The sequence below is a fragment of the Pseudomonas sp. GT1P32 genome (genome assembly GCF_054897805.1).
The window spans coordinates 5,719,544-5,743,937 of the sequence record NZ_CM142704.1; the positions used below are offsets into that span (position 1 = coordinate 5,719,544).

21 protein-coding genes are annotated in these 24,394 nt (G+C 59.8%); 10 read left to right on the forward strand and 11 right to left on the reverse strand.

What is annotated here, in order from left to right:
* Positions 1-97 precede the first annotated feature (97 nt).
* From ACYZUC_RS26235 to groL, 4 genes are all read left to right on the forward strand, one after another.
* Positions 98-829 (forward strand): HugZ family pyridoxamine 5'-phosphate oxidase, encoded by a 732-nt coding sequence (locus tag ACYZUC_RS26235; RefSeq protein WP_223415697.1) that lies wholly within the window; start codon positions 98-100, stop codon positions 827-829.
* A gap of 66 nt (positions 830-895) precedes the next feature.
* Positions 896-1,372 carry an FxsA family protein gene (locus ACYZUC_RS26240; RefSeq protein ID WP_008032127.1) on the forward strand — a complete coding sequence of 159 codons (477 nt, stop codon included), beginning with the start codon at positions 896-898 and terminating at the stop codon, positions 1,370-1,372.
* A 247-nt stretch (positions 1,373-1,619) separates the two neighbouring features.
* Positions 1,620-1,913, forward strand: a complete 294-nt coding sequence (locus ACYZUC_RS26245) for a co-chaperone GroES (RefSeq protein ID WP_008032125.1) — start codon at positions 1,620-1,622, stop codon at positions 1,911-1,913.
* A gap of 49 nt (positions 1,914-1,962) precedes the next feature.
* Positions 1,963-3,606, forward strand: a complete 1,644-nt coding sequence (groL, locus tag ACYZUC_RS26250) for a chaperonin GroEL (protein ID WP_027922861.1) — start codon at positions 1,963-1,965, stop codon at positions 3,604-3,606.
* Positions 3,607-3,772: 166 nt separating this feature from the next.
* On the opposite strand, the gene ACYZUC_RS26255 is transcribed toward groL, so the two are convergent.
* Complete coding sequence (locus tag ACYZUC_RS26255) at positions 3,773-4,516, reverse strand: phosphatase PAP2 family protein (RefSeq protein WP_461991344.1); 744 nt, start codon at positions 4,514-4,516, stop codon at positions 3,773-3,775.
* Between the two features lie 219 nt (positions 4,517-4,735).
* On the opposite strand from ACYZUC_RS26255, the gene colR reads away from it, so the two are divergent.
* From colR to ACYZUC_RS26280, 5 genes are all read left to right on the forward strand, one after another.
* A complete protein-coding gene (gene colR / locus ACYZUC_RS26260) occupies positions 4,736-5,419 on the forward strand; it encodes a two-component system response regulator ColR (RefSeq protein ID WP_008032118.1) in 684 nt (227 codons plus the stop codon).
* Positions 5,409-6,689, forward strand: a complete 1,281-nt coding sequence (locus ACYZUC_RS26265) for a sensor histidine kinase (protein WP_461991346.1) — start codon at positions 5,409-5,411, stop codon at positions 6,687-6,689. Before colR ends, ACYZUC_RS26265 begins: the two co-directional genes overlap by 11 nt.
* Before the next feature lie 152 nt (positions 6,690-6,841).
* Complete coding sequence (locus ACYZUC_RS26270; RefSeq protein ID WP_461991348.1) at positions 6,842-7,510, forward strand: class I SAM-dependent methyltransferase; 669 nt, start codon at positions 6,842-6,844, stop codon at positions 7,508-7,510.
* 4 nt (positions 7,511-7,514) lie between these two features.
* Positions 7,515-8,228: a lipopolysaccharide kinase InaA family protein gene (locus tag ACYZUC_RS26275; RefSeq protein WP_461991349.1), complete on the forward strand. Its 714-nt coding sequence runs from the start codon at positions 7,515-7,517 to the stop codon at positions 8,226-8,228.
* Between the two features lie 2 nt (positions 8,229-8,230).
* Entirely contained in the window at positions 8,231-8,458 is a 228-nt protein-coding gene (locus tag ACYZUC_RS26280) for a hypothetical protein (RefSeq protein WP_253431340.1), read from the forward strand.
* A 139-nt stretch (positions 8,459-8,597) separates the two neighbouring features.
* Here ACYZUC_RS26280 and ACYZUC_RS26285 read toward each other — a convergent pair whose 3' ends face one another.
* From ACYZUC_RS26285 to ACYZUC_RS26330, 10 genes are all read right to left on the reverse strand, one after another.
* Positions 8,598-11,624, reverse strand: a complete 3,027-nt coding sequence (locus ACYZUC_RS26285) for a multidrug efflux RND transporter permease subunit (RefSeq protein ID WP_461991351.1) — start codon at positions 11,622-11,624, stop codon at positions 8,598-8,600.
* Between the two features lie 13 nt (positions 11,625-11,637).
* A complete protein-coding gene (locus ACYZUC_RS26290; RefSeq protein ID WP_461991353.1) occupies positions 11,638-12,786 on the reverse strand; it encodes an efflux RND transporter periplasmic adaptor subunit in 1,149 nt (382 codons plus the stop codon).
* 215 nt (positions 12,787-13,001) lie between these two features.
* Complete coding sequence (locus tag ACYZUC_RS26295) at positions 13,002-14,102, reverse strand: DUF1513 domain-containing protein (RefSeq protein WP_461991355.1); 1,101 nt, start codon at positions 14,100-14,102, stop codon at positions 13,002-13,004.
* 14 nt (positions 14,103-14,116) lie between these two features.
* The gene (locus ACYZUC_RS26300) at positions 14,117-15,181 is read right to left on the reverse strand and encodes an imelysin family protein (RefSeq protein ID WP_461991357.1); all 1,065 of its coding nucleotides are present in this window, start codon (positions 15,179-15,181) and stop codon (positions 14,117-14,119) included.
* Between the two features lie 25 nt (positions 15,182-15,206).
* Complete coding sequence (locus ACYZUC_RS26305; RefSeq protein ID WP_461991359.1) at positions 15,207-16,634, reverse strand: di-heme oxidoreductase family protein; 1,428 nt, start codon at positions 16,632-16,634, stop codon at positions 15,207-15,209.
* 293 nt (positions 16,635-16,927) lie between these two features.
* The gene (locus tag ACYZUC_RS26310; protein ID WP_461991360.1) at positions 16,928-18,277 is read right to left on the reverse strand and encodes an imelysin family protein; all 1,350 of its coding nucleotides are present in this window, start codon (positions 18,275-18,277) and stop codon (positions 16,928-16,930) included.
* A gap of 239 nt (positions 18,278-18,516) precedes the next feature.
* Positions 18,517-20,568, reverse strand: coding sequence for a putative bifunctional diguanylate cyclase/phosphodiesterase (locus ACYZUC_RS26315; protein ID WP_461991361.1), 2,052 nt, complete (start codon positions 20,566-20,568; stop codon positions 18,517-18,519).
* Positions 20,569-21,615: 1,047 nt separating this feature from the next.
* Positions 21,616-22,212: a superoxide dismutase gene (locus ACYZUC_RS26320; protein ID WP_008034365.1), complete on the reverse strand. Its 597-nt coding sequence runs from the start codon at positions 22,210-22,212 to the stop codon at positions 21,616-21,618.
* Between the two features lie 175 nt (positions 22,213-22,387).
* The gene (locus tag ACYZUC_RS26325) at positions 22,388-22,990 is read right to left on the reverse strand and encodes a LysE/ArgO family amino acid transporter (RefSeq protein ID WP_008034357.1); all 603 of its coding nucleotides are present in this window, start codon (positions 22,988-22,990) and stop codon (positions 22,388-22,390) included.
* Between the two features lie 5 nt (positions 22,991-22,995).
* Entirely contained in the window at positions 22,996-23,397 is a 402-nt protein-coding gene (locus ACYZUC_RS26330) for an ACT domain-containing protein (protein WP_461991362.1), read from the reverse strand.
* A 96-nt stretch (positions 23,398-23,493) separates the two neighbouring features.
* Here ACYZUC_RS26330 and ACYZUC_RS26335 point away from each other — a divergent pair, with 96 nt between their 5' ends.
* Positions 23,494-24,387, forward strand: coding sequence for a LysR family transcriptional regulator ArgP (locus ACYZUC_RS26335; RefSeq protein ID WP_461991365.1), 894 nt, complete (start codon positions 23,494-23,496; stop codon positions 24,385-24,387).
* Positions 24,388-24,394: the final 7 nt, after the last annotated feature.

Sequence of the window (24,394 nt, forward strand, 5' to 3'; positions counted from 1 at the left end):
GGCCTGGTTGCACATGAGAACTGCCCCGATGGCGGACTGGAACTTTCACCAGTCGCCTGTCCGTTTTTTTGACGGATTCTATTTAAGGAGTCATAAATTGAGCGTAGAAGCGGCCAAGAATGCCCGAGAATTGCTTCTCAAGGAATACCGCGGAGTGCTGTCGACGCACTCCAAGGCGATGCCCGGTTTCCCGTTTGGCTCCGTGGTTCCTTACTGTCTGGACGAGCAGGGCCGGCCGCTGATCCTGATCAGCCGCATCGCCCAGCACACCCACAACCTGCAGAAAGACCCGAAGTGTTCGCTGTTCGTCGGTGAGCGCGGGGCCGAAGACGTGCAAGCAGTCGGCCGCCTGACTTACCTCGCCGAAGCAGAAAAACTCGAGGACGCGGCTGCAATTGAAGCGGCCGCCGAGCGCTACTACCGCTACTTCCCGGATTCGCAGAATTATCACAAGGCCCACGATTTCGATTTCTGGGTGCTCAAACCCGTGCGTCACCGTTACATCGGCGGCTTCGGCGCGATTCATTGGGTCGATCAACTGACGTTGGCCAATCCGTTCGCCGGCAAGGCCGAAGTGAGCATGGTCGAGCACATGAACGCCGATCACGCCAAAGCCATCGCCCACTACGTCGAACTGGCGGGGCTGCCGAAAACCGAGCCGGCGCAACTGGCCGGGATCGACACTGAAGGCATGCACCTGCGCATTGGTCAGGCGCTGTACTGGCTACCGTTTCAAGCCCCATGTAATACGCCGACACAAGTTCGGGAGGCCTTGGTTTTCCTGGCTCACGCCGAACATTGGCCGAAAAATGAAGTGGCCGGTGCTTGAATTCACGAAAGGGCGACGTCATCTAGGGAAGACTGGCAAGGCATTCTTGCGTTGAGGAACCATTTGATGCGCCCTTTTTTATTGCTCTTTGTACTGTTTCCGGTGTTGGAGCTGTTCGTATTCGTCAAGGTCAGCGGTGCGATCGGGTTTTTCCCGGCGCTGCTGCTGGTCATTCTCGGCTCGATGCTCGGCGTGTTCGTGCTGCGTATCGCCGGCCTGGCAACTGCGCTGCGTGCGCGTGAAAGTCTGAACCGCGGCGAACTGCCAGCCCAGACCATGCTCGAAGGCCTGATGCTGGCCCTGGCCGGTGGTCTGTTGATTCTGCCGGGCTTCGTCACCGACGTGCTGGGCCTGATCATGCTGCTGCCGATCTCGCGTCGACTGCTGGCCAATAAAATGCGCCAGCGCGCCGAAGAGGCGGCGATCCGTCAGCGCGCGTTCGCCGATGATCTGCAGCCGCGTGGCGGTCCTGCCCCGCGCGAGCCGTTGGGCCGAGAGCCGAACGTGATCGAAGGTGAGTTCGAACACCGCGATTCCAAGTAAATCGTTTCACCTGCACGGCACCTTCGGGTGCCGTGTTCGTTTTCGGGGCATCAACGTAAAAAATTTCGATCCCCGCCCTTGTAATAAGCTTATGCGCCCTTATGTAACGGTCACCGCAAGGTTTCTGGCAATCACGCCAGACAGACTTCCGCGTCACGCTCGTCGAGACGCACCCGGCACCGCCGGATTTGTTAAACCCGCCGGGATTACACCGGCCGATGAAAACCACAATTAGGAGAGATCGACAATGAAGCTTCGTCCTCTGCATGACCGCGTCGTCATCCGTCGCAGCGAAGAAGAAAAGAAAACCGCTGGCGGTATCGTCCTGCCAGGTTCGGCTGCTGAAAAAGCCAACAGCGGCGAAGTGCTCGCTGTAGGTACCGGCCGCGTGCTGGACAACGGTGAAGTGCGTGCGCTGGCCGTGAAAGTGGGTGACAAGGTTGTGTTCGGCCCGTACTCCGGCAGCAACACCGTGAAAGTCGACGGCGAAGACCTGCTGGTAATGGCTGAGAACGAGATTCTCGCTGTTATCGAAGGCTGATTCCCCGCTCATTTTCCCGCTACTACAAAGTATTTAAGGAATATCGATCATGGCTGCTAAAGAAGTTAAATTCGGCGACTCCGCCCGCAAGAAAATGCTCGCCGGTGTAAACGTCCTGGCTGACGCAGTAAAAGCGACCCTGGGCCCTAAAGGCCGTAACGTGATCATCGAGAAGAGCTTCGGCGCTCCGACCATCACCAAGGACGGCGTATCCGTTGCCAAAGAAATCGAGCTGAAAGATCGCTTCGAAAACATGGGCGCGCAGCTGGTCAAAGACGTTGCCTCCCGTGCCAACGATGACGCAGGCGACGGCACCACCACCGCTACCGTTCTGGCTCAATCGATCGTCAACGAAGGCCTGAAAGCCGTCGCTGCCGGCATGAACCCGATGGACCTCAAGCGCGGTATCGACAAAGCGACCATCGCGATCGTCAAAGAGCTGAAAGCCCTGTCCAAGCCATGCGCTGACACCAAGGCAATCGCTCAGGTCGGCACCATCTCGGCCAACTCCGACAACTCCATCGGCGACATCATTGCCGAAGCCATGGAAAAAGTCGGTAAAGAAGGCGTGATCACCGTTGAAGAAGGCTCGGGCCTGGAAAACGAACTGTCGGTTGTTGAAGGCATGCAGTTCGACCGTGGCTACCTGTCTCCGTACTTCGTCAACAAGCCAGAGACCATGACTGCCGAGCTGGACGGTCCGCTGATCCTGCTGGTCGACAAAAAAATCTCGAACATCCGCGAAATGCTGCCAGTACTGGAAGCCGTTGCCAAAGCCGGCCGTCCACTGCTGATCGTGGCCGAAGACGTTGAAGGCGAAGCCCTGGCGACTCTGGTTGTGAACAACATGCGTGGCATCGTCAAAGTCGCAGCCGTCAAGGCTCCAGGCTTCGGCGACCGTCGCAAGGCCATGCTGCAGGACATCGCTGTTCTGACTGGCGGTACCGTTATCTCCGAAGAGATCGGTCTGAGCCTGGAAAGCACTACCCTGGAACACCTGGGTAATGCCAAGCGCGTGATCCTGTCCAAAGAAAACACCACCGTGATCGACGGTGCCGGCGTTGAGGCTGACATCCAGGCTCGCGTTCTGCAGATCCGTCAGCAAGTGGCCGACACTTCGTCCGACTACGACCGTGAAAAACTGCAAGAGCGTCTGGCCAAGCTGTCCGGCGGCGTTGCAGTGATTAAGGTTGGCGCTGGTTCCGAAGTTGAAATGAAAGAGAAGAAAGCCCGCGTTGAAGACGCCCTGCACGCTACCCGTGCAGCCGTTGAAGAAGGCGTGGTACCTGGTGGCGGCGTGGCACTGGTTCGCGCTCTGCAGGCTATCTCCGAGCTGAAAGGCGACAACGATGACCAGAACGTTGGCATCCAGTTGCTGCGTCGCGCTGTAGAAGCTCCACTGCGCCAGATCGTTGCCAACTCCGGCGACGAGCCAAGCGTAGTTGTGGACAAGGTCAAGCAGGGTTCGGGTAACTACGGTTACAACGCTGCGACCGGCGAATACGGCGACATGATCGAAATGGGTATCCTGGACCCGGCCAAAGTGACTCGTTCGGCTCTGCAAGCGGCTTCGTCGATTGCCAGCCTGATGATCACTACCGAAGCCATGATCGCCGAGATCAAGGACGACGCTCCAGCTGGCGGCGGTATGCCAGACATGGGCGGTATGGGCGGCATGGGCGGCATGATGTAAGCCAGCCTTACCCCGTACGAAAAAACCCCGCCTGCGAAAGCAGGCGGGGTTTTTTATTGCGTGCCGGAAAGTTGTGTTGTCTTTGAGGACCCCTTCGCGGGCAAGCCTCGCTCCTACAGGTTAATCACACACCGTAGGAGCGAGGCTTGCCCGCGAAGGCGTCAGATCAGGCGCTGACTGGTTCTGCCTTGGCTGCTTGTTCGACTTTCACCACAGGCCGATACAGGAGGAAGTAATACGACCCGAGACAAATCAGCCAGCAGAAAATCGCTGTCCACACGTTGTGCGAGAAAAAATGCGCGCCCTGCAGCATCCGGCCGATAGAAAACACCGTGCCCAGCGCAAACGCGAATACCAGCGCCTTGCTCGCCAGACGCGGACGTCGGTCGCGCAGCACGAAAAACAGCGCAAACAACGTGAAACCGGTGGCGGCATGACCCCCCGGCCAGCAACGGCCAGGTTTGTCGGTAGGTGGGCGCGGGCTGAGCAGTTCGCTGTAGGTTTCATGACCGCCGAATTGCTCCAGGCTCCATGGGCATTGAACTGCGGTTACCGCTTTGACGGGCGTGACAAAAGAGGTCGCCAGGCCTAGAGACAGCACCAGGCAGCCCAGTTCCCGTTTGAAGGGTTTGAGCCGGTCGATGAAAAAGGCGCCGATGAAGCCGAAGATGGCCAACACCGAAAACGCGATGACCACTTGCTTGGCGCGGTCATGCAGGATGTTTTCGAGGAAGTAACTGTGTCGTCCGATGAAATCCCCCGCAGCCGGGTCGTAAAACATCCTCGCCAGGTCCATGTCCACGGGCGTCAGTTCGAGCAGCACCAGAATGATCGCCGCAACGGCGGGCACACCCAGGCACACCCAGAAGTTTAGAGGGCGAGAGGCGGGGCGGGCAGTGGTCGAAACCATGGCAGTTCCTTGGTTGGTTAAATGTTCTTGAGAGCGCAGCCGCGCGGAGTTTGGGCCTGTTTCTGTCGCTGCTGTGTGAATCGATAGTGAAAAAATCGTCAACGTCACACCCGGCTTATCAATGGATTTGACCACTGCACACAGTTCTGGCTCTGCGCCACGCCAGGCCTTAAGCTGCGCGGGCCAAGACGGCCGTTACTGTGTACGGAGGAGGTGCCCATGCGAATTCTTTTGGTTGAAGACAACCGCGATATCCTGGCCAATCTGGCTGATTACCTGGGGCTCAAAGGCTACACCGTGGATTGCGCGCAGGACGGTTTGTCAGGCCTGCACCTGGCGGCCACCGAGCACTACGACTTGATCGTGCTCGACATCATGTTGCCCGGCATCGACGGTTATACCCTGTGCAAACGCCTGCGCGAAGACGCTCGTCGTGACACCCCGGTGATCATGCTGACCGCTCGCGATCAACTGGACGACCGGCTGCAAGGCTTCAAGTCCGGGGCCGATGATTACCTGATCAAACCTTTCGCCCTGTCTGAACTGGCCGCGCGGATCGAAGCGGTGATGCGCCGGGCGCAGGGCGGCGGTCGTCGTACCCTGCAAGTCGGGGATCTGAGCTACGACCTCGATACTCTGGAAGTCACCCGCGAAGGGCGCTTGCTGAAACTCAACCCGGTCGGCCTGAAACTGTTGGCCGTGCTGATGCAGAAAAGTCCGCACGTCTTGCGTCGGGAAATTCTCGAAGAGGCCCTGTGGGGCGATGACTGTCCGGACAGCGACAGCCTGCGCAGCCACGTCCACCAATTGCGTCAGGTGATCGACAAACCGTTCGCCAAACCGTTGCTGCAAACCGTACACGGTGTGGGTTATCGCTTGGCCGAGGGCCGTGATGGAGTTTAAACAAAGCCTTGCTCAGCGGATCATCATCGCCTTTGCGCTGATGAGCGCATTGGTGGCGGGCGCCTTCGCCATGGGCATTGTGGCAACCGTGCACCTGGTGGAAGAAAAACTGATTTCGGCAGGCCTGGGTGGCGATCTGCAACGTCTGTTGTTGATGGACAGTGTCTCGGACTGGAGCCATCGTCCGGAACCAGACCAGCTGTTCTACTTCAGCGGCGGGCCGGGCGATTTCGACTTGCCTAAGGATTTACGTCATCTGGAGCCGGGTTTTCACGAGGTGTTCCGGGAGCAGCTGTCGTATCACGCGATGGTCGAAGTCGTCGACGGCCGGCGTTATGTGCTGCTGCAAGACCAGAGTGATTTCGAAGAGCGCGAGCGGGTGTTGTTCGCGGTGGTGCTGGTGGGCTTCGTCCTGAGCCTGGCGTTGGCGGTCTTCCTCGGCTGGATCCTTGCGCGCAAAGTGATGGCGCCGGTGGTGCGTCTCGCCCGGCAGGTGCGTCACCGTGATCAGCTCCTGGGGCTGGCGCCTCCGTTGGCACCGGACTACGCCGCTGATGAAGTGGGCGAGCTGGCGGTCGCCTTCGACGCCACCCTCGGGCGCTTGCGGCAGGCATTGACCCGGGAGCGATTGTTCACCAGTGACGTCAGCCACGAATTGCGCACCCCGTTGATGGTGCTGGCCAGTTCCTGTGAGCTGTTGCTGGAAAACCCCGGCATCGACCAGCGGGGGCGGGCTCAGGTAGAACGAATCGCCCGCGCCTGCGAGGAGATGCGTGAGCTGGTGCAAACCTTCCTGATGCTGGCCCGCGCCCAGCATGAAGACGCCAGCATGGCGCCGCAGCAGTCCTTGAGCCAGGTCGCCGACGGGCTGCTCAATTTATGGCGAGAACCGATCGAGGCAAAAAGGCTGTCGCTGATATTTGAACCGGGCAATCCGGTCAGCACCTGCTACAACGCAACCCTGTTGCACGCAGTCATGGGTAACCTGCTGCGTAACGCGCTGCATTACACCGAACGGGGCTTCATCCGTTTGACGCTGACGACCACCGGTTTCACGGTCGAGGACAGTGGTGTGGGCATTCCCGAGGAAAAACGCGAGGCGATGTTCGAGCCGTTTGTGCGTGGCAACGAGAAACGCGGTGAAGGCCTGGGGCTGGGCCTGTCGCTGGTGCAGCGGATCTGCGAGAACCAGGGGTGGAATGTCAGCCTGACGACCATGGAGCCCAATGGCTGTCGCTTTCAGGTGACGTTGAGTCAGCGCGACAGTTGATTTCGTTGGTGGCCCTCGGCCACCGCCGTCAACCTGTAAAACTTCGAAATAATTCGGGGTTTTACACCACGATTTTTTCACGAAGGCATGACCTGACGCTGACACGCCATCCCCTAGGATAGTGGTCATCAGAAACGCAGGAGTCCTTCGTGATGGCGGGCCCGATCAAACTTGATTTTTCCGAAAAATACGACGATCAACACGCTCAGAAAGACCTGCACAAACATCAGGACGGACTCGGTCGCCGACTGTCTCACTGGCGTGACGAGCAACTGGTGCGCAAGGCTTTGGCACTGGCCGGTGAACCTGGCCTGGTTCTCGATTTGCCCTGCGGTGCCGGGCGCTTCTGGCCACTACTGGCGGAAAAAACCAATCGGGTGATTATCGGTGCGGACAACTCCGAGTCCATGCTGAAGATCGCTTTGAAGGCGCAACCGGCCGATGTGGTGAAACGGGTACAACCCTTGCACACATCTGCATTCGACATTGCCTTGCCTGATAATGCCGTCGACAGCATTTTTTGTATGCGCTTGCTGCACCACATCGGTGAAGCCGAGCATCGACTGGTCATTCTGCGTGAACTCGAACGCGTCACGCGTGATAGCGTGATCCTTTCGTTGTGGGTGGACGGCAACTTCAAAGCCTGGAAACGCAGGCGGCTTGAAAAAACACGTGGGCATCTCGGTTACCAAAACCGATTTGTGTTACCTGTGGCTACGGTCGAAAAGGAGTTCGAGCAGGCGGGTTTTCGAATCCAGGAACAACTGGACTTTCTACCGCTCTATGCCATGTGGCGGATTTATGTATTACGCAAGAGGTAACTCAATGGCAGTGCAGTGTGCAGCAGAAACGGACGTCGCTTCCCAAGACCGCTTTGACTATTTCTGGAATCAACGCGGTGAATGGGTTGAAGAACCCAATGTCCGTCGCGGCGGGGAAAGTGGCGTGCAGCGTATCAAGAGCAGCAAGGGACAACTGCTCTACGTCAAACGTCAGACCGGACATACCTATCGGAGTTGGCTGCATCCTTTCGGTCGGCCGACGGTGTTGCGTGAGCGAGATGCGCTCCTGGGCATGCGCCTGATCGACGTGCGCGTTCCGGAAATCGTTTTCTGTGGTGCGCAGCATGACCCGGTTCACAAGTGGCGCGCATTGCTGGTGACCAAGGCACTGGACGGTTTCGAAGAAATCGAACAATGGTATGCAGGCGGTGCTCGCGAGCGTCATGGCGAGGCGGTGCATGATCGGGTCCTGAAGGATCTGGCCGAGAATCTGGCCCGCATGCACAAGAACCGCTGGCAGCACGGCTGCCTCTATATGAAGCACGTATTCGTACGCGTCACTGGCGAGGGCGAGGCCGCGAACGTCGAGGTTGCCATGCTCGATCTGGAGAAGAGTCGGCGGCGTTTGACCGCCCGTCGCGCCGCTACCCATGACATGAGGCAACTGCGTCGCCACTCGTCGTTCAGCGATACGGACTGGAAAAATCTCGTCTACCTTTATGAGACGGCGTTTGGCAGCGCTATCAAAGGTTTATAGCAATGAAACTCGAAATTGCTAGAGGTTTGTTCTTGATAGGAGCCTTGGCAGTTGCTTCACTGGCGGTGGCGGCTTGGGAGCAGCCCCGCACGCAAGTCCTCAGTTCAGTGAACGGGGACGCGCGTTGTCCTATGCCGCGGGTTGCGAAGGCGACCGTTGCAACCCAACCCGATCATGATTTATTGCTGTTCATGTTCGGACTTTCTCAAGGACTGAGGCCGCAGAGTTGACCAGATTGAAGCCCAAATAAAAGGCCTCGCATATGCGAGGCCTTTTTCATGCCCGTTATTGTAGGAGCGAGGCTTGCCCGCGAAGGCGTCGTGCCTGACACACCGCTTTCGCGGGCAAGCCTCGCTCCTACACAGCTTTTTATGGTTTATCGGGTTTAGCCAGTAACGTGTACACGCACGGCAGCACAAACAGTGTAAACAACGTCCCGATCGACATCCCCGTGGCGATCACCGTGCCGATGTCGAACCGGCTGACAGCTCCCGCCCCCGTGGCAATGATCAACGGCACCATGCCAAACACCATCGCCGCGGTGGTCATCAGCACCGGCCGCAGACGAATGGCCGCCGCTTCTTCCACCGCTTCGCGCGGCGTCAGGCCCTTGTCCTTGCGCAACTGGTTGGCGAACTCGACGATCAGGATCCCGTGCTTGCTGATCAACCCGATCAACGTCACCAGCCCGACCTGGGTGTAGATGTTCATGCTCGACCAGCCGAGGAACAGCGGAATCAGTGCGCCGCAGATCGACAGCGGCACGGTCACCAGAATCACCAGCGGATCACGGAAGCTTTCGAACTGCGCCGCCAGCACCAGGAAAATGATCGCCAATGCCAAGGCAAAAGTGACCCACAGCGCACTGCCTTCCTGCACGTACTGCCGCGATGCACCGGCATAGTCGACGGCAAAACCCGCGGGTGCCTCTTCCCGGGCAATCTGACGCACCGCGTCGAGGGCTTCACCCATGCTCACCAGCGGGACCCCGGACAGGATCGCCGAGTTGAGTTGCTGGAACTGATTCAGTTGCCGCGGGCGTGCCCGGTCGGTCACGGTAATCAGGGTCGACAGGGCCAGCAGTTCGCCCTTGGTGTTCTTCACGTAATAGTTGTTCAGCCAGTCGGGGTTGTCCCGGAAGGGCCGTTCGACCTGCGCGATGACTTTGTAGCTGCGACCTTCAATGGTGAACCGGTTGATCTCCGCCTCGCCCAGCAACGTCGCCAGCGTGCCGCCCAAATCCTGCATGGACACGCCCATTTGCGCGGCCTTCGCTCGGTCGATATCGACCACGACTTCGGGTTTGTCGAAGGCCAGGTCAACGTCGACGAAGGCAAATTTGCCGGACTCCATCGCGCGTTTTTTCACCCGGTCCATCACTTGCAGCAGCGACTCGTAATTGTTGGCGGTATTGACGACGAATTGAAACGGCAGCCCTTCGCCGGTCCCTGGCAGGGAAGGCAGGTTGAAGCCGAAAATCTGCAACCCTGGAATGCTTTCCAGTTTGCTCTGGACCGCAGGCAGGATCTGCATTTGCGTGCGGTCACGCTCGTTCCACGGTTTGAGCAGGAAACCGCCAATCCCCGATTGCACGCCGTTGAAGCCGTTGATCTGGAACGAGGAGTAGTACTCGGGAAACGCCTTGAAGATGCTGACGAACTCGTCGGTGTAGGTGTTCAGGTAATCAAGGTTGGTCGGCTGCGGGGCGCTGGCCAGCATGAAAATGACGCCCTGGTCCTCGTCCGGTGCCAGTTCCGATTTGGTGAAGGTGAGCAGCACCGGAATCAGGCACAGCACGATCACCGCGAACACCAGCACCACCGGCCGAGTGTTGAGCGTGCCGTGCAGCATGCGCTGGTAGCGGCGCTTGAGCCCTTCGAAAATCAGGTCCAGCCGGTGAGCAAGGCCGCTGGGGTTTTCGTCGTGGCGCAGCAGAAAGGCGCACATCATCGGCGACAACGTCAGGGCGACGATGCCGGAGATCACCACCGCCCCGGCCAGTGTCAGGGCGAACTCCTTGAACAGCGCCCCGGTGAGGCCGGTCAGGAAGCCGATCGGGGCGTAGACCGCCGCCAGTGTGATGGTCATCGAGACCACCGGCATGGCGATTTCCCGGGCGCCTTCAATGGCGGCGTCCAGCGGCGTCTTGCCTTCTTCGATGTGGCGGTGGATGTTTTCCACCACCACGATGGCGTCGTCCACCACCAGGCCAATGGCCAATACCATCGCCAGCAGGGTCAGCAGGTTGATCGAGTAGCCCATCATCTGCATGAAGAACATCACGCCGATCATCGACAACGGAATGGTCACCACCGGGATCACCACCGAACGCAGCGCACCGAGGAACAGAAACACCACGACGATCACGATCAGCACCGCTTCGAACAGGGTTTTCACCACTTCGTCGATCGAGGCCTGGATGAACAGCGTGGCGTCGTAGGCAATTTCACCCTTGAGGTTCGGCGGCAGCTGGGCTTCCAGGTCCGGCATGATCTTGCGCACTTCCTTGATCACGTCCAGCGGGTTGGCGCCGGGCGTGGCCTTGATGCCGATGTACACCGAGGGCGTGCCACCGAAGGAGCTGATGGTGTCGTAGTTTTCGGCGCCCATCTCGACCCGCGCGACATCGCTGAGCAGCACCCGGCTGTCACCGTCGACCTTGAGCGGAATCGCGGCGAAGGCTTCGGCGGATTTGAGCTCGGTGTTGGCGTTGATGCTGGTGACCACGTACTCGCCTTTCACTTCGCCGGCGGCGGAGAGGAAGTTGTACTTGCGCACGGCATCGGTCACATCGCTGGCGCTGAGGCCGAACCCCGCCAGTTTCACCGGGTCCAGCCACAGGCGCATGGCGAATACCTGGTTGCCGAGAATCTCGGCCTCGGCCATGCCTGGCAGGGTCGCCAGTTTTGGCTGAATCACTCGCGAGAGGTAGTCGGTAATCTGCGGGTTGGTCATTTCCTTGCTGAAGAAGCTGATGTACATCAGCGCCGACGCATCGGCGGCTTCCTTGCTCAGTACCGGGTCTTCGGCGTCCTGAGGCAACTGGTTTTTCACTTCGTTGGCCTTGGCCAGCAGCTCGGTGAACAAGCGGTCGCTGTTGGAACCGATGCGCGCGTAGATCGAGATCACCGAGAAGTTCTGGCGACTGACCGAGGTCATGTAGTCGATGCCCTCGGCGCTCGCCAGACTCTGTTGCATCGGTTGGGTGATGTAGCCCTGAATGGTTTCGGCGTTCGCCCCGGGGTACGCGGTGGTCACCGTGATCAGGGCGTTTTCCATTTGCGGATATTGGCGCAGCGGCAGCTTGCTCCAGGCCTGAAAGCCCAGCAGCACAATCAACAGGCTGACCACGGTGGCGAGCACCGGGCGGCGGATGAACGGGTCGGTAAAAGCCATGGGGATTCCTTGATCAGTCCGCGCGTGGCGGGCTGTTCTTCTCGGCTAAAGTCTTGTCGTCGCTGATGGCAATGTGCGCGCCGTTGTCCAGTTTGATCTGGCCGGCGGTGACCACTTTTTCGCCGCTCTGCACGCCTTTGGTAATCATCACCTGCCCATCGCGTCGCTCGCCGGTTTCGATGAAACGGCGTTCGGCAATCAGGATCGGTTGGCCCTTGTCGTCTTTTTCCAGCTTGCCGTCTTCGGTTTTTTTCTGTGCGACGACGTACAGCGAGTTGCCGTACAGCGTGTACGTGATCGCGCTTTCCGGCACGACGATGCGGGGCTGCGGGTCGGGCAGCATCACCTGGAGGCTGGCGAACATGCCCGGTAACAGTTTGCCGTCGGGGTTGGCCAGGGTCGCGCGGACCTGCATGTTGCGCGTGCTGTTCTCGATTTTCGGATTGATCGCGCTGATGGTGCCGGGGAAGGTCTGCGCCGGGTAAGCCGCGACGATGATTGCAACCGGCTGGCCGATGGCGATCTTCGGCACCGACTGTTCGGGCACGAAAAAGTCGACGTAGAGACTGCTGAGGTCTTGCAGGGTGGCAATCATGGTGCCGCTGGCAAGATAGTCGCCAACGTCCACCTGCCGAATGCCGATGGTCCCGCTGAAGGGGGCAACGATGCTTTTTTTGCCGAGCGCAGCCTTGAGTTGATTGACCGTGGCTTTGCTCTTTTTCAGCACCGCCGAAAGTCGGTCGAATTCACCTTTGGAAATGGCCTGGCTGCCCACCAGTTGGCTACCGCGACCGTAATCGAGCTGGGCCAGCCCGAGGTCGGCCTGGGCGGTTTCCAGCAAGGCACTTTCCACGGCGCTGTCGAGGCGCAGGAGTGGTTGACCGGCCTTGACCTTCTGCCCTGACTCGAACTGCAAATCGATGACGGTGCCGTCAGTCTCCAGGCTCAGGTCCACGCCTTGCAGCGCCTTGAGCGTGCCGACGGTAGGCAGGCGTTCCTGCCACGGTTGCTCGGTAGCAGTAGCCACGGCGACGCTGATCGGCGGTTTCGGCACAGCGAAGCCTTGAATCATCGTGTAGATGGAGAAGGCTTTGTAACCGGCCAGGACCAGCACGATCAACAGAACAACACCCAACATGATCAGCATGCGGCGACGCAGCATATTTCCACTTCCTTGGAGAAAATCAGGTGAGACAGTCGGGCACATTACTCCGAGTGTGCCGGGTATTCCAACTGCCACTTTTTACAGGCCACCGCAAAACCTGTAGGAGCCAGCTTGCTGGCGATTTGGCCGTTAAACGGTGCGGTGATCTCTAGATCGCCATCGCCAGCAAGCCGGCTCCTACAAGGGGTACGTTTGCTGAAGGAACCGGGTCATTACGCCATCAAATGCAGGTGGTTATCCCAGAGCCCCGCAGGCAGTTCGAGGGGTTTTGCAACAAGATTTGTCTGACGGCAATCGTAGTACCGGCATCGGCCTTGACCCGAGGTCACGACAAAACCATCGGCCACCGCACCCACCCCGGCGCAATCGGGAAGCGGCGCATCCAGGCGCACTTCACCGCTGTCCATGTCCCAGATGAAAAAGCGATTGCCCCGTGGCGCCGTCAACGCGATCAGGCGCAAATCACTGTGCACCGCGACGCTGGCGGTGTAATGCCCCATGGCCTGCAATTGATGCTCGGGCACCGGGAACGCCACGAACGGTTGCCCCGGACGCTTGATCGCCAACAGCTCCGACGACTCATGGGACGGCCCCATGAATTGCTGACTGGCGACGATGGTGCCATCGCTGGCGATCCCCAGGTGCCGCACGCTGTTCATCGGCTGGACGAGGGTTTCCTTGCTCAGCAAGGTACCGTCGCGCTGCATCAGCACCAGGCTCGGTTCCATGGCGTTGAGGTTCATCTCGACGCGGCTTTCTGCCTCGGTGCGAATGCCTCCGTTGGCCACCACCAGGGTTTCGCCATCGGGCATCCACGACACCTGATGCGGACCGATGCCGTGGGTCGAAATCTCGCCGCTGTGCACCAGACGCTCGCCTTCGAACTTGTACACACCGAGCAAGCCGCGACCGGGATCGGACGTGTTGTTCTCGGTGGCATACAGCCAGTCGCCGCTCTGGTGAATCACCGCGTGACCGTAGAAATGCCGGTTCGGTTGCGAGACCACGGTTTGCAGCAGCGTGCCGTCGCGCAGGTCGATCAGATAGCTTTCGGTGCCCGGGCGCCGGGCGACGAACAGCGCGATCGGCAGCGTCGGGTGGTTGATGATGTCGTGGCAACGCTGGCCGACCTGGGTGGCGAACACCCGCGTACCGTCCAGCCGATAACCGACGGCGTAGTGCTTGCCGTCGCCATCGTCCCGCGCCGAAAGCAGCAGCGGGCTCTTGTCCTTTTGCTTGAACAGCGTCCAGCCGCCCAGTGTCACTGCTCCCAGCAGCAAACTACCTAACGTCAGAGCCTGTCGTCGCAGCATGGCACTCGCCCTCATCAGTCACCGTCGTTGGCGTTGAAGCCCAGTTGGATGCCCAGCGCCTTGGCCAGTTCGCCTTCGTGCAGGCGGTGGACCACGTTGAGGCTGTCGTAGATGTCGTTGAGTTGCTGGCGACCGGCGTCGTCGTTGAGCATCTCGGTCAGCGAGCGCTGATTACTGGCGAACAGTTTCAGGGACGCGGCATAAGCGGCGTCGATCTTGTCGGCCAAAGGCTTCTGCTCGCTTGGCAGCAAGCCGCGCAGGCCTTTGTTGTCGACGCCTTCCCACACGGTTTTGGCGGCGGCGAGGCTCGCTTCCATACTCGTCAGGGACGACTGGCTGCGCCACAGGTCAGCCTGGAATGGTTGCGGAACACCCTTGGTCTGGCGGCCCATCGGCGTGCCGAGTTTTTTCTTCAGGCTGTCGAGAGCGGTGACCTGTACACGCAGGAGATCGGCAATCGCTTCGTGGGAGTCGGCGTAGCGCTGGTTCGGGAATTTGCTCAACTGCGCGAGCATGCCGTCGGTGTTGTTCCAGGTTTTCAGAATCTCTTCGGCCAGCTGTTTCTGGCGCTCGCCAATGGCTTTCAGCAGAGGGCAATACTTGGCTTTTTGCGCCTCGTTGGCCACGTCAGGCTTGCTGTCGAACAGGATGTATTCGTAGGCCGAAAGGCCTTGCACCACAACGCTGGATTTGGCCAGGGCGGCGGCATCGATCTGTGGTTGGGCGGTGACCAGTTGCTCGACCTGACGGCCCACCAGGTTTTTCTTGTCCGGCCAGAATTGCACCTGCCAGGCGCGATTGCCTTCGGCCAGCGGCCCGATCAGCAGCGGTTGCAGTTCGGCCCAGGCTTTCTGCGCATGCAGGAAATCGGCGCGGGCGGTGTCGAGGTTTTCCTTGCCTTCGCAATAGGCCAACGCACTGACGGCCAACTGGCGATCGGCTTCAACCCAGCGCGTGTAGGTCGGCAGGATCACCGACTTGGCGATGGCCGCCGACGTGACAGCCTGTGGATCCTGCGGTGAGCAGGCGCCGAGGGCGAGTGCGGCAAGGCTGGTGAACAACAACTTGGGACGGAACATTTAGGGCTCCCGCTAAGGAATACGTTTAAAGGGAATTCAAAAACGCCAGCAACGCAGCGCGCTGCTCGGCATTGAAAGACAAAACCTGTTGCTGGGCCGCTTTTGCTTCGCCGCCATGCCAGAGCACGGCTTCGAGCAGATTGCGGGCGCGGCCGTCATGCAAGAACTGGGTGTGGCCACTGACTGCCTGCGTCAGGCCTATGCCCCACAACGGCGGCGTGCGCCAGTCGCGGCCACTGGCCTGGAATTCGCTGCGGTTGTCGGCCAGGCCGTCGCCCATGTCGTGCAGCAGCAGATCGCTGTAAGGGCGAATCACTTGATTGGCCAGTTCAGGTTCTGCCGCGTTGGCGGCGGTGGTGTATTTCGGTGTGTGGCAGGACTGGCATCCAGCCTGGAAAAACAGGGTCTTGCCGGCCAGCACTTGCGGTGTGCCGACATCGCGGCGAGCCGGTACGGCAAGGTTACGGCTGTAGAACAGCACCAGACGCAGAATGTTATCGCTGACTTCCGGTTCGCCGTCCGGGCCGTTGCCGTTCGGCGCCTGTTTGCAGGCGGTTTGCGCATCGGTGCAGTCATCAAAGGGTCTCAGGCTGGTCGTGAGGCCCATATCACCAGAAAACGCGTGAACATTCTGTTGATTGAGGTTCGGTTGCCCGGCCTTCCAGCCGAATCGGCCGAGGACAGTTTTCTGTTGTGCGTCATCCCAGACCTGGTTCGGTCGGCCATTGATGCCGTTTTTCTCTTTGGCCTGCGCGGCGGCATTGGCCAGGATCGCTTCTTCCGGGATCGCCTCAAGCAAACCGAGGCCAATCATTGGAGGGGCGACGCGCGCCGAGAAACGCGTGTCCGGGTGCATCGGGCCGTAGCCGAGTTGGGTGATCTGCAATGTCGGCTTGCGCAACTCGACTTCGGTGCCGTCCTTGAAACGCACCGGCACCGGCGTGTAATCGACCCGCACCTTGCCTTCCGGAGTCACGCCGGGCACCGACATGTCCTGGAACTGGCCGCCGTAGACCGGCTCCGGCACGACACCTTGCTGCTCGATGATTTTGGCGTAGGTCGGTGAGTCGGGTATCGACAGGCGCACCAGCATCGAAACGGCATTCACTGCATCAGGTGCAGGCGGGTGACCGCGACCGTCCTTGATATGGCAGCCCTGGCAAGCGTTGGTGTTGAACAGTGGGCCGAGGCCGTCGCGGGCCGTGGTGGTCGACGGGGCGATCACCCAGGGGTTGCGGAAGAAACTGTTGCCGACGCTGAAGTCCACGCGCCGTGAAGGCGGCAGGTTGGCGGAGGGCAGGGAAAAGGCGTTCTGATCGGTCTTGCGCACGGTCGCGCTGCCACCGGACCTGGCTTCACCGGGTTCGGCCTGGGTAAAACGCGGGGCGTCATCGCAGGCACTCAGGCCCAGGGCCAGAAACAGTGCGGACAAGCGAAGAGGCAGCGAGGGCATCAGACATCCTGCAAGACGAGCAAAACAAGGGCGTAAAGTCTAACAGGGCAGGGGAGATTGAATAAGAGGAATTATCGTTTGGTTGATGTGGGGCAGGGTTTGGAGATGATCACTGCATCAGGTTAATCGAAATTCCTGTGGGAGCGGGCTTGCCCGCGAAAGCGGTGGGCCAGTAAATACATGTGTTGAATGTGCTGCCGCCATCGCGGGCAAGCCCGCTCCCACAGGGAATGCATTCAGGCAGGCATGAAAAAGGCGACCCGAAGGTCGCCTTTTTATTCAGCCAGCGTTGATCAGAATTCGTGATCAGCGTTGTCCGGGTTCAGGTCGCTGATGCCCAGCTTGCCAGCGGCGGCTTCGATCGAACCGGTCTGCTTGACCAGCGAAGCGATGGCGTCACGAACGATCTGGTTGCCAGCGGTGTTGCCGGCGGCGATCAACTGGTCGTAGTGCTCACCCTTGTTGGCGTGATCGACAATGACCTGCATCTTGGCTTCGGTTGCAGCCAGGTCGGCTTTCAGCGCGGTGTCGGCCGCCGGGTCCGCCTTGGCCACCAGGGAGGACAGGCTGGCGCCGGTCATTTTGGTGCCGTCGACACGGGTGTATTCGCCCAGGTACACGTTACGAATGCCTTTGGCATCGTAGAACTGCGAGTTGTGGGTGTTGTCGCTGAAGCAATCGTGTTCGTCTTCAGGGGAGTTGGCTTCCAGGGAAACCTTCATGCGCTCGCCCGCCAGTTCGCCCAGGGACAGGCTGCCCATGCCGAACAGCATTTTGCGCAGGCCGGAATCCACTGGTTCCGCTTCCAGGGTGGCGCGGTAGTTGTCGGCCACGTTCGGCTTCCAGTTACCGACCATTTCTTCCAGGTCGCTGACCAGCAGTTGGGTCACGGACTTCAGGTAGGCGCGACGACGATCGTTGTGACCGCCGGTGGCGCCTTTGCCTTCCAGGTAGTCGGAGGCTGGACGGTTGCCGGCGCCAGGGCCGGTGCCGTTCAGGTCCTGGCCCCAGAGCAGGAATTCGATGGCGTGGTAGCCGGTGGCGACGTTGGCCTCGGAACCACCCAGCTCGTTCAGGCTGGCGAGTTTTTCCGGGGTGATGTCTTTCACGTCGATCTTGTCTTCGCCGACCTGAACTTCAGTGTGGGCGATGATGTTGGCGGTAGCGCCCGGATTACCCAGTGCGTGCTCGTAGGATTTATCGACGTAGTCGATCAGGCCTTCGTCCAGTGGCCAGGCGTTCACCTGACCTTCCCAGTCGTCGATGATGGTGTTGCCGAAGCGGAACACTTCGCTCTGCAGGTAAGGAACGCGAGCAGCGATCCAGGCAGCCTTGGCGGCTTTCAGGGTTTCGGCGTTCGGCTTGGCAAGGAAGGCGTCGACGGCGGTTTGCAGGGTTTTCGCGGTGGATTCGGCATCGCTGTAAACGGCGAAGACGATGTCGGCGTAATGCGCGACAACGGCTTTGGCAGCGGCTTCGTCGACTTTACCGGCAGCAGCTGGCGCAGGTGCGGCAGCGGGGGCAGTGGTAGTGGCGGCTGGCGTAGGCGCTGGGGCGGCAGCTTTGTCTTTGCCTTCGCCACAACCGGCGAGGGAAATAGCGATGGCCAACAGACTGGCGGTAGCCAGAGGCATACGAATCATGGCGAACATCCTGCTTCGAGAGGGGGTGGAATGGCGCAGCTAGCGCGCAAAACTGCGACATAATGCAAATCTTTCGCATTATGTGTAAAGGGTTGTTCTTGGAAATATTTCTTATTCAGACAGGGATTGTGTCGCAGATCAAAAGATCGCCGCCTCGTTTCACTCGACAGCTCCTACAGGCGCACGAGGTCCAATGTAGGAGCTGTCGAGTGAAACGAGGCGGCGATCTCTTTTGATTTTTACAAAATAGCCGCGTTGCTGCGCTGGGCCTGCTTGAGATAGGCGCCCAGTTCTCGCGCCGGCAATGGCTTGCTGTAAAAGTAGCCCTGACCTTCGTGGCAGCCTTCGGAAATGATGTAGGCCTCTTGCTCGACGGTTTCCACCCCCTCTGCAATGACCTGCATGCCAAGGCTCTTGCCCAACTGGATGATGGCCCGAACGATGGTTGCATCGTCGTCGTCATCGAGCAGGTCTTGTACGAAGCTCTTGTCGATCTTGATCTTGTCCAGCGGCAGGCTTTTCAGGTAACTCAGCGATGAGTAACCGGTGCCGAAGTCGTCGATGGCGATCAACGCACCGGAGCGACGCAGGCTCAGCAGGTGCTGGGCGGCGGTGCTGATGTCTTCCATCAGGCCGGTTTCGGTGACTTCCAGCTCCAGGCTGCGCGGTGGCAGGCGGTACATTTGCAACAGGTTGTTGACCACCCTCGGCAGCTCGGCGTGGTGCAATTGCACCGTGGACAGGTTCACCGCCATGCGCAGGTCGGTGAAGCCCTGGTCATGCCAGTCGCGCAATTGTTTGCAGGCCTGATCCAGCACCCATTCGCCAATGGCAATGATGGTGCCGTTCTGCTCGGCCAGCGGGATGAACAGGTCCGGCGGCACCAGCCCGTGTTCGGGATGTTGCCAGCGAATCAATGCTTCGACGCCCACCACCCGATGATCGCGGTAGCTGATCTGCGGTTGGTAGACGAGGTAGAACTGGTTGCGGATCAACGCGTCGCGCAGGTCCTTTTCCAGTTCGCGACGACGACGCATCTCGGTGTCGACACTGGCGATATAGAACTGATAACGGTTGCGCGAGCGAGTCTTGGCCAGGGTCATGGTCTGCTCGGCTTTTTGCAGCAGCTTCTCGGTGCTGTCGCCATCCTCGGGGAACAGGGTGATGCCGATGGTGGCGCGCAGGCGAATCTCCTGATGATCGAGGGCGAATGCCGCTTCCAGGTCATCGAGAATGCTTTGCGCCAGTTCGGCGGCTTCGTAGGGTTGTTCGATATCGGCCTGAACCAGGGCGAACTGATCGCCACCCAGTCGGGCGAGGGCGCCAAGGCGACCGCTGTGGCCCCGCAGGCGATCAGCCAGCGCCAGCAGCAGTTGGTCGCCGGTCTGATAGCTGAACTGTTCGTTGATGCCCTTGAAGTCATCGAGGCCAACACACAACACCGCGACCCGGCGTTGCAGTTTGCCGGCGTCGACGAGGATCTTGTCCAGTTGCTGTTGCAATTGCTGGCGGTTCGGCAGGCCGGTGAGGAAATCGTACTGGGCCATGCGCAGCAGGCTGTTTTCCGCTTCGTGGCGCAGGTGGGTGTTGCGCTCGATAGACTCGAGCAACTGGTTGGCGGTGTTGATCCAGATGCCCAGTTCGTTTTTCTCGTGGCCTCTGAGCTGTGGAATCTTGTGCTCGCTGGGGCGGTCCGGGTTGATTTCGGTCAGGTGCTCGATGATCCGCGACAGCGGTTTGGTCAACAGCCAGTGGTAGACCAGATACAGCACCAGCCCCATGGCGAGGGCGCGCAATACCCCGGAAATGAAGATGATCACCGAGCTGACGATGAACCCTTGTCCGTAGGTGGCGGTGTCGAGGGTGATGCTCAGGTCGCCGTAGTACTCGCTGTACGGGCCGCGACCCACCAGTTGAGTGGTGAAGGTGCGTTCCTTGCCGAGGATCAGGTCGGTCAGCCAGCGGCTGCTGGACTGCTGCAACTCGCGGGATTTTTGCGCGAGCATGGCTTCATTGGGGTGGCCGATGGAGGCCTGGCGGACGGCGTCGTCCTGAAACAGGCCTTCAATCACCTGCATGCCCATCTCCCGGTCCAGGCTGTAGACGGCCTGGGTCGAGGGGTCGCGGAACATGTCGAGGATGCGCTGGGCATCGCCTGCCACGGCCTGGCGTGTTTTATAGGCATCGAAAACGATCTGCGCGCAGCTCAAGACCACGCCGACGATCAATGCCGACAGGAGCACGACCCGGAGCAACTTCACCGACAAGCTGTTCTTGAGTTCCAGCTTCAAAGAGTCATTCCTTGTTCCGTGCAGGTAGCATCAAGTTGCCATGAGTATTGGCAATCCCGTGATGGCAGTCAAAGGGACAATCAAACACAGGGGAATTTGCCTGTGGGTTGGCCGAAATGCTGTTGCCTGGAGTATTTGCCCTATTAGTACTGTGTCGGTAGTCGAGTCCTTCAACTTGAGGGGGATTTGGACTTATTTTCCATTTGGTTGATGGTAGACGTCTGTGGTGTTGGGGCAAGGGGCTTAACGCTTGTTTCATTGCCTGAAATCACCCCTCTGTAACACCTCGATCTCCTGTAGGAGCCGGCTTGCTGCGGGCGGCGTTCCGACGATGGCGGCCTAATGGCGGACCATTTTCTTTCGGGTGTACATATCCGTTCCTGCGGTAACGGCCGCTTATGGTTTCGCCCTTACGGCGAGTCACTTTTGACAAACGCCTCAAAAGTAACCAAAAAGTCTTGCCCCAGCGTCCGGCCCCTCGCTAAGGCTCGGCGTTCCCTCGCTCCGGTCCTGCTCCGTGGGCCCGCCGCCATCGGCCATCCATGGCCGGGGGCGGCTAGCCCGGCATCCATGCCGGGCTGCCCACTGCGCAGAACCTCCACTCGGCCTCCCGAAGGGGCGCTCAGATCAAAAGCTGAAGGCGAGCTAACGCTCGGCCTGATGAGTGGTGAGAAGCGAGTGGTGGGCGCCTGTCTGCTTTTGTAGGAACCGGCTTGCCGGCGATGACGGCCTGGCAGCCAACCTGCTTCCACGACTGTACCCACCCCCTGTAGGAGCCGGCTTGCCGGCGATGGCGGCCTGACAGCCGACCTGTTTTCACGGCTGTCCCCACCCCCCTGTAGGAGCCGGCTTGCTGGCGATGACGGCCTGACAGCCGACCTGTTTTCTCGACTGTACCCAGACCTTGTAGGAGCCGGCTTGCTGCGGGCGGCGTTCCGGCGATGGCGGCAGAGCTGCCGACCCGTTTTACGGGAACACCTGGCTTTGTACGTTTCCAAACCCATAAAAAAACCCGGCAAAAGCCGGGTTTTTTGACTGGCGTCGAGCTTAAGCGGTGAAGGTTTTGCCTTCGAACTGCTCAGCCACGAATTTCCAGTTGACCAGGTTCCAGAACGCTTCGACGTATTTCGGACGAACGTTGCGGTAGTCGATGTAGTAAGCGTGTTCCCAGACGTCGCAGGTCAGCAGCGGGGTGTCGCCGTTGGTCAGCGGGTTGCCGGCGCCGATGGTGCTGGCCAGGGCCAGGGAACCGTCAGCCTTTTTCACCAGCCAGCCCCAACCGGAACCGAAGGTGCCGATGGAAGTCTTGCTGAATTCTTCCTTGAACTTGTCGAACGAACCGAAGGAAGCATTGATGGCTTCAGCCAGTGCGCCGGTTGGTTGACCGCCGGCGTTTGGCGCCAGGCAGTTCCAGTAGAAAGTGTGGTTCCAGACTTGAGCGGCGTTGTTGAAGATACCGCCCGAGGAAGACTTGACGATTTCTTCCAGGGTCTTGCCTTCGAACTCGGTGCCTGGCACCAGGTTGTTCAGGTTCACGACGTAGGTGTTGTGGTGCTTGTCGTGGTGGTACTCCAAGGTTTCCTTGGAAATGTGCGGCTGCAGGGCATCGTGTGCGTAAGGCAGCGGCGGCAATTCGAAAGCCATGATGATTCTCCTAATCAGGTCAGTTGCGGTGAGCGCAAGGCCGATCACGGGCGGCCAGACAAGCGCCGGGGAGTTTGTACTCTTTGCGGCGCATCGAACCGGATCATAGCACCGGGGGTGCGGCATAACCACGCAACAACTGTGTGGAATAGAGGTTCCAGAGCCATTTGGAATATCAGGTAGCGATGATCAGTTGGCCGGCTACGGCGAACATCATGACGGCCACCAACAAATCAAGGATCCGCCATGTGCTTGGTCGAGCCAGCCATGGCGCCAACCATGCGGCGCCCAGCGCCAACGTGAAAAACCAAAGCAGCGAAGCGCTGGCCGCACCGACCACATAAGCCCCTGGCTCGGTTTGTTGCGCACCGAGAGAGCCAATCAGTAAAACGGTATCCAGATAAACATGCGGGTTGAGCAAGGTCACCGCTAGGGCGCTGAGCATCACCGCGCGCAGTGAACGGACCGTCTGGTTTTCACCCTGTTGCAGACTTTGCTTCGAGCAGGCCCGGCGCAGCGCGAGGCTGCCGTACCACAGCAGAAACGCCGCGCCGCCCCAGCGAGCGATGGCCAGCAATGTCGGGTTTTGCGCCAGCACGGTCGCCAGACCGAATACGCCGGCCGCCACAAGCAACGCATCGCAGGTCACGCAGAGCGCTGCCACCGGCAGGTGGTGTTCACGTCGCAGGCTCTGGGCCAGCACAAACGCATTCTGAGTGCCGATCGCCATGATCAGCCCCGCGGCCACCAACAGGCCATTCACATAGCTTTGCCACATAAGTTTTACTCCGCGTTGGCTGCCAGATCCCGCAACACTTGCAGGGCGCGTTCGGCATCGGCCTGGCCGACGAGTAAATGATCGTGGTAGTAACCGGCGATCACGTTGCAACTGATCCCGGCCTGGCCCAGCGCGGTGGCGAACGCGGCGGTCAGGCCGACGGCTTCGAGGGCCGAATGCACGTTGAGGGTGATCCAGGCTGCGACGTAGTCGAAGCTGAAACCGGCCTGTTCTGCGTGGGAACGTTCCAGAATCACCGTCAGTCCTTCCTGCTCGCGAAAGCTGCCGACAATCTCAAGGTTCGATGGCAATTGACCGTCCCGCAGGGTGCAGAACACGTATTCGCCGGCGTTGAGTTGCGGGCTCATGCTGCGTAGCAATGTTGCCAGTGAAGTTTCGCCAGCCATGTCGGTAATCCTTGTTCAAGAGTTCTTGCCGCGCATTCTCTGCTGCTAACCTGTATAAGAAAAACCAATCATGCTGATCGCTCATTAGGAAAACTGATGTTCGACTATAAATTGCTGTCTGCCTTGGCCGCGGTGGTTGAACAGGCCGGTTTCGAACGTGCCGCGCAGGTGCTCGGGTTGTCACAATCGGCGATCTCCCAGCGCATCAAACTGCTGGAAGCACGGGTCGGCCAACCGGTGCTGGTGCGGGTTACGCCGCCGGCTCCGACTGAAATCGGTCGGCGCTTGCTCAACCACGTGCAGCAGGTGCGCTTGCTGGAGCGCGATCTCCAGACACTGGTGCCGGCGCTGGATGAAGAAGGCCTGCCGGAACGTCTGCGCATCGCCCTGAACGCCGACAGCCTCGCCACCTGGTGGGCCGAGGCGGTCGGCGATTTTTGCGCCGAGCAACACTTGCTGCTGGATCTGGTGGTCGAGGACCAGACCGTCGGCCTCAAACGCATGCGTGCAGGCGAAGTGGCGGCGTGTGTCTGTGCCAGCGAACGTCCGGTGGCCGGGGCGCGCAGCGTCCTGTTGGGCGCCATGCGTTATCGCGCGCTGGCCAGTCCTGCGTTCATCGCCCGGCATTTTCCGCACGGCGTTCGCGCCGATCAGTTGTCGAAAACGCCGGCGCTGGTGTTTGGGCCGGACGATTTCCTACAGCATCGCTACCTCGCGTCCCTCGGCGTTGACGGCGGTTTCGAACACCATTTATGCCCGTCATCCGAAGGCTTCATTCGCCTGACGGAAGCCGGCCTCGGCTGGGGCCTGGTGCCGGAATTACAGGTGCGCGAGCAACTTGAGCGCGGCGTTCTGGTGGAGCTTTTGCCAGATAAGCCCATCGATGTGCCGCTGTACTGGCATCATTGGCGCAATGGCGGTCAGTTGCTGGGGTTGCTGACCGATCAATTGGTGCGCTCGTCGAGGCAATGGCTGGTGCCGTTGACCTGACCGGCAG

Coding starts and splice junctions, on each gene's coding strand:
- ACYZUC_RS26240 (WP_008032127.1), top strand. CDS start 896: ATGCGCCCTTTTTTATTGCTCTTTGTACTGTTTCCGGTGTTGGAGCTG.
- ACYZUC_RS26245 (WP_008032125.1), top strand. CDS start 1,620: ATGAAGCTTCGTCCTCTGCATGACCGCGTCGTCATCCGTCGCAGCGAA.
- groL (WP_027922861.1), top strand. CDS start 1,963: ATGGCTGCTAAAGAAGTTAAATTCGGCGACTCCGCCCGCAAGAAAATG.
- ACYZUC_RS26255 (WP_461991344.1), bottom strand. CDS start 4,516: ATGGTTTCGACCACTGCCCGCCCCGCCTCTCGCCCTCTAAACTTCTGG.
- colR (WP_008032118.1), top strand. CDS start 4,736: ATGCGAATTCTTTTGGTTGAAGACAACCGCGATATCCTGGCCAATCTG.
- ACYZUC_RS26265 (WP_461991346.1), top strand. CDS start 5,409: ATGGAGTTTAAACAAAGCCTTGCTCAGCGGATCATCATCGCCTTTGCG.
- ACYZUC_RS26270 (WP_461991348.1), top strand. CDS start 6,842: ATGGCGGGCCCGATCAAACTTGATTTTTCCGAAAAATACGACGATCAA.
- ACYZUC_RS26275 (WP_461991349.1), top strand. CDS start 7,515: ATGGCAGTGCAGTGTGCAGCAGAAACGGACGTCGCTTCCCAAGACCGC.
- ACYZUC_RS26280 (WP_253431340.1), top strand. CDS start 8,231: ATGAAACTCGAAATTGCTAGAGGTTTGTTCTTGATAGGAGCCTTGGCA.
- ACYZUC_RS26285 (WP_461991351.1), bottom strand. CDS start 11,624: ATGGCTTTTACCGACCCGTTCATCCGCCGCCCGGTGCTCGCCACCGTG.
- ACYZUC_RS26290 (WP_461991353.1), bottom strand. CDS start 12,786: ATGCTGCGTCGCCGCATGCTGATCATGTTGGGTGTTGTTCTGTTGATC.
- ACYZUC_RS26295 (WP_461991355.1), bottom strand. CDS start 14,102: ATGCTGCGACGACAGGCTCTGACGTTAGGTAGTTTGCTGCTGGGAGCA.
- ACYZUC_RS26300 (WP_461991357.1), bottom strand. CDS start 15,181: ATGTTCCGTCCCAAGTTGTTGTTCACCAGCCTTGCCGCACTCGCCCTC.
- ACYZUC_RS26305 (WP_461991359.1), bottom strand. CDS start 16,634: ATGCCCTCGCTGCCTCTTCGCTTGTCCGCACTGTTTCTGGCCCTGGGC.
- ACYZUC_RS26310 (WP_461991360.1), bottom strand. CDS start 18,277: ATGATTCGTATGCCTCTGGCTACCGCCAGTCTGTTGGCCATCGCTATT.
- ACYZUC_RS26320 (WP_008034365.1), bottom strand. CDS start 22,212: ATGGCTTTCGAATTGCCGCCGCTGCCTTACGCACACGATGCCCTGCAG.
- ACYZUC_RS26325 (WP_008034357.1), bottom strand. CDS start 22,990: ATGTGGCAAAGCTATGTGAATGGCCTGTTGGTGGCCGCGGGGCTGATC.
- ACYZUC_RS26330 (WP_461991362.1), bottom strand. CDS start 23,397: ATGGCTGGCGAAACTTCACTGGCAACATTGCTACGCAGCATGAGCCCG.
- ACYZUC_RS26335 (WP_461991365.1), top strand. CDS start 23,494: ATGTTCGACTATAAATTGCTGTCTGCCTTGGCCGCGGTGGTTGAACAG.